The organism is Methylobacterium sp. WL9, from assembly GCF_008040035.1.
Classification (GTDB): Bacteria; Pseudomonadota; Alphaproteobacteria; order Rhizobiales; family Beijerinckiaceae; genus Methylobacterium; species Methylobacterium thuringiense.
The window spans coordinates 1-4,621 of record NZ_VRVE01000144.1; the positions used below are offsets into that span (position 1 = coordinate 1).

Consider the following 4,621-nt stretch of genomic DNA (forward strand, 5'->3'; position numbering starts at 1 on the left):
GGCGAGGCCCGAGCTCAGCACCGCCGCCAGGGCGAGGCCGGCAGGCCGGAACCGCGCGGAGACGCGCCGGGTCGCGGCTGTGCCGGAAGTCGAGGCCGTCGTCATCAGCGCGAACACGTCGTGTCTCCGGGCCGGGAGGCGGCCCACCGGGGTCAAACTACGGCAAAGCTCTTCCGGTGCCCGTGCGGCGCGGCACATTCGTCCGCTACGGTTGTGTTCAGCGTCCACCGTTGTATTCCGGCAACGACGGCTTTCCGCCGAAGATTACCTGCGACGGGTCGCGCTCCAGACTCTTGGCGGCACGGCTGAGGGTGTTCAGCGTGCGCTGGCCGTCGCTCGCCAGCGCCTCGACCTCGCGGCGGCTCGACCCGCTGAGACGGCTCACGCTCGTCGAGATGGTGGCGGTGCGCTTGTCGAGGTTTTCCGAGAGCAGGCGGAAGGCCTTGCCGGCGTCGCGGACCGAGATCGCGGCCTCGCGGATCTCTGCGAAGGTGGACGAGCCCTGCTGGCCCGAGGCCGAGCCGAGGAAGCCCTGGGCCCCGGCGAGCACGGCGTCGATCTTGTCGGCCGAGGCGTTGAGCTTGGCCATCATCGTGCGGGCGTCGCCGAGGCCGGCCTCGATGTTCGGGCTCGAATTCGCCATCGCCGTGGAGAAGCGGTCGACGTTGTCGATCACCCGGTTGAGTTTCTGGCCGTCGATCGCCTGGACGAGCGCGCCGATGGCCGGGCCGGCATCGGCAAGCGTCTTCGAGAAGGTCTCCACGTTGGCGAGCGTGCGGTTGATGGCGCCCTCGTTGCCGGCGATCACCTTGTCGAGACGTTGCAGCATGTCGTCGGCCCGCTGTGCGATCTGGCGGGCGGCAGCCATCATGTCCTGGATGTCGGAGGAATCTGCGAAGATGGTCGGCATCGTGTCGTTGGCGCCGGCCTTGAGCGGCGGCGCGTCGGCGCTGCCGCCGGACAGCGAGATCTGCGAGACGCCGGTGAGCATCGCCGAGTCGAGCCGGGCGCGGGTGTCGGCGCGCAGCGGCGTCGTCGGCAGCACTTCAACGGTGGCGACGACCCGGCGCGGGTCCTGCGGCAGCAGGTGCACGTCCGTGGCCTCGCCCACCTTGATGCCGTTGAACGACACGGTCGAGCCCTTGGCGAGTCCGCCGACGCTGCCGGAAAAAACGATGCGGATCGCTTGGGCCGTATCGCTGCGGGAGCCGCCATGCAGCCAGAATGCGAAGCCGAAGCCGGCGAGCACGACGGCAATCGTGAAGGCGCCGATCAGGGCGTAGTTGGCACGGGTCTCCATCGGTCAGGCCTTTTCACGATGGGCGGCGAATGTGGCGTGCGCGTCGGCACGCAGGGTGCGCTCACGCATGGACCGCATTCCGGTTCTGCTTGGCGGGGTTCGGCACGATCGCCCGGGCACGCTTGCCGTGGAAGTAAGAGCGCAGCCAGGGGTGGTCACTCGCGAGCATCGCCTCGATCGGGCCCTCGGCGATGATCTTGCCGTCGCCCAAGGCCGCGATCCGGTCGCAGGCGGTGTAGAGGCTGTCGAGATCGTGCGTGACCATGAAGACCGTGAGCCCGAGCGTCTGCTTGAGCGTGGCGACGAGCTCGTCGAACTCGCCGGCGCCGATCGGATCGAGGCCGGAGGTCGGCTCGTCGAGGAACAGGATCTCGGGATCTAGCGCCAGGGAGCGGGCCAAAGCCGCGCGCTTGATCATGCCGCCGGAGAGTTCGGAGGGCAGCTTGTCGGCGGCGTCGGGCTTGAGGCCGACCATCTCGATCTTGAGCCGGGCGAACTCGTCGAGCAGGCGCTCGGACAGGTCGAGATGCTCGCGCATCGGCATCTGGATGTTCTGCTTGACGGTGAGGCCGGAGAACAGCGCGCCCTGCTGGAACAGCACGCCCCAGCGCTTCTCGAGCTCGCGGCGGCGCGCCAGCGTCAGCCCGTCGACGTTCTCGCCGAAGATCTCGATGGTGCCGGAGCGCTTGGTGACGAGGCCGAGGATGGTGCGGGTGAGCACCGACTTGCCCTGCCCCGAGGGACCGACGAACCCCAGAATCTCACCGCGATAAATGTCGAGGTCGAGCCCCTTCATCACGTCGCGCGCGCCGAATCCCACCACGAGATCGCGCACGCGGATGATGGCGTCCCGGCCCGGTTGGCGAGGAGAAGACGTCACGATGTGTCCCGATTCCGGCGAGGCGCCCCGCAGGGCGGCCTCGGGTGAAGCTGCGATGCCGTTGGGTTCGGCGTTCAAGGCGCTGATTTCGCTCAGAATTCGACCGCGGCGAAGAACACCGCGAACAATCCATCAAGCACGATGACCATGAAGATAGACTTGACGACTGAGGCGGTGACGTGGCGTCCGAGCGACTCGGCCGAGCCCTCCACGGCGAAGCCCTCGATCGTCGCGATGATGCCGATGGTGAGCGCCATGAACGGCGCCTTGAGGAGGCCGACCCAGAGATGGTGCTCGGACACCGCCGCCTGCAGCCGCGAGAGAAAGCCGTCGACGGTCAGGCCGCCATAGATCAGCGCGGTGACGCCGCCGCCGGCCAGTGCCGCGAGGTTGGCGAGGAAGGCGAGGATCGGCAGGCCGATCATCAGGGCTAAGATACGGGGAACGATCAGGATTTCGATCGGGTCGAGGCCCATGACCCGCAGCGCGTCGACCTCCTCGCGCATGCGCATCGAGCCGATCTCGGCGGTGAAGGCCGAGCCGGAGCGGCCGGCCACCATGATCGAGGTGAGCAGCACGCCGAGCTCGCGCAGCACCAGGATGCCGATGAGGTTCACGACGAAGCTCTGCGCCCCGAAGCGCTGCAACTGGATGATGCCCTGCTGCGCGACGATGCCGCCGACGAGGAACGAGATCAGCGCGATGATCGGCACACCGCGGAAGGCGATGGCCTCGAGCTGGTTGACCAGCGCGGTGAAGCGGAAGCTCGAGGGCCGCGCCGCCACCCGGCCGATCGCGGCGATGACCTCGCCGAGGAAGGACAGGCCGGCGAGGATCTCGCGGCCTGTGGAAACGACGTTGCGGCCCACCGCATCGAGGGCGCCGAAGACGCGGCCGACGCGCTCCTTCGCCGGCGGATCGGCCGGGCGGAGCGCCACCTCGCCGAGCAGAATCCTGTGTTCCGCCCGTGGGTTGGCATAGGCGAGGCGGCCGCCTGCGGCCTCGATCTCGGCGCGGGTGCGCTCCAGCACCCAGGCGCCGAGCGTGTCGAGCCGGGTGATGCCGGCGAGGTCGATCAGGACCGCCTGCGCTGCGCCGTGCGCGAGGATCGCGGCGGCGCTGCGCTCGACGCCGGGGCCCTGGTCGGCGGTCCAGCGGCCGCGCAGGGCCACGCGCTCGCCGGCGATGTCGGCGCCGGCCGCGTCGGGGTTGGCTGTGCCGGCTTCGATCAGCACGAAAAACACTCCGATTCGGTCCCGCGGGACGCGGATGAGCGCCCATCTGAGGGCATCATGGTGACCAAAGCGTGTCTTGCCCGATGCCGGCCCTGGCATATGCCGCGGATAGACCCGGCGCATGCCGGGATGCGCTCCCGGCCAATGCTACGGGGCCAAGGCCCGTGCCGACGAACGCCGCGCCTGCAGGCCGAGCCCGACGAGGCCGAGGCCGGCCAGGGCGATCGGCGCCATCAGGGCGAAGGTCGTCGCCGGCCCGGCGCTGCGATAGACGATGCCGCAGCCCAGGGTGGCGATGGCCGAGCAGAGCGCCGTCGCCGAGCTGAGCGTGCCCTGTGCCCGGCCGCGGGCGCCGTCCGGGGCGAGGGCCGACACCGCGTTCATCGCCCCGAAATGCGTGGCGCCGAAGCTGAAGGCGTGGAGCATCTGCAGGGCCGCGAGGGCGGGCAGGCCATCGCCGGCGAGGGCCATGCCGAGGGCGCGCAGCACCGCCGCGACCCCGCCGAGCGCCAGCAGCCGGAACGGCGAGCGCCAGGCCGCCGGCAGCTTTCCGATCACCGCGAACAGCACAATCTCCGCGGCGACGCCGATGGCCCAGAGCGCGCCGATCCAGGCCCCCGGCACCCCCGCCGTGCTCCAGGCGATGGCGCCGAAGGCGTAGAGCGCCGCGTGGCTCGCCTGGATCAGCGCCGCCGCGGCGATGGCCAGCCACAGCACCCGGGGCAGGCGCGGGCGCGCCGTGGGGTGGAACGCCTTTTCCACGTGTTCCACCTCGTTCCAGCTGAAAAAGGCGACGGCCGAGGCGATCAGCGCCAGCCCGGTGAGCAGGAGGGGCACCGCGAAGGCTTCGCCGAGCCACCCGAGCAGCGCGCCCCCGGCGAGGTTCGCCCCCAGGAACCCGATCGAGCCGGCCATGCGGATCCGCGGATAGTCCAATCTCGGGGGTTTTTCGGCGCGCCTCACGCTTGAGCGAAGCGGCTCCGAAGCCGCTCGCCGTCCCCCACCCGCCACCTCACCCCGAGGTGCCCGCGCCGGCGGGCCTCGAAGGGTTTTCCAGACGTCACGGAGCGAACGGGAGGACCCTTCGAGGCCTCCGCCGCGCTCCGGCATCTCGGGGTGAGGTTTTGGGGGGGAGAGAGGGGCGGAGAGGCCGTCGCCGGACCGCCCCCGCGCCGATCCGGCCTCGGCCTGGGCGGAGCGCCGCAC

General features: G+C 70.4%; 3 protein-coding genes and 1 pseudogene. All 4 read right to left on the reverse strand.

Translation table 11 applies throughout. The features are described 5' to 3' along the window. Positions 1–217: 217 nt before the first annotated feature. Positions 218–1,300 (reverse strand): MlaD family protein, encoded by a 1,083-nt coding sequence (locus tag FV217_RS21825; protein WP_147821684.1) that lies wholly within the window; start codon positions 1,298–1,300, stop codon positions 218–220. Between the two features lie 61 nt (positions 1,301–1,361). Beyond that, on the reverse strand, positions 1,362–2,096 hold the full coding sequence (locus tag FV217_RS21830; RefSeq protein ID WP_238232121.1) for an ABC transporter ATP-binding protein: 735 nt from the start codon (positions 2,094–2,096) through the stop codon (positions 1,362–1,364). Positions 2,097–2,272: 176 nt separating this feature from the next. Then, the gene (locus FV217_RS21835) at positions 2,273–3,415 is read right to left on the reverse strand and encodes an MlaE family lipid ABC transporter permease subunit (RefSeq protein ID WP_238232049.1); all 1,143 of its coding nucleotides are present in this window, start codon (positions 3,413–3,415) and stop codon (positions 2,273–2,275) included. A gap of 147 nt (positions 3,416–3,562) precedes the next feature. Beyond that, positions 3,563–4,354: pseudogene (locus FV217_RS21840) on the reverse strand (MFS transporter); the annotation flags it as partial. Positions 4,355–4,621 lie beyond the last annotated feature (267 nt).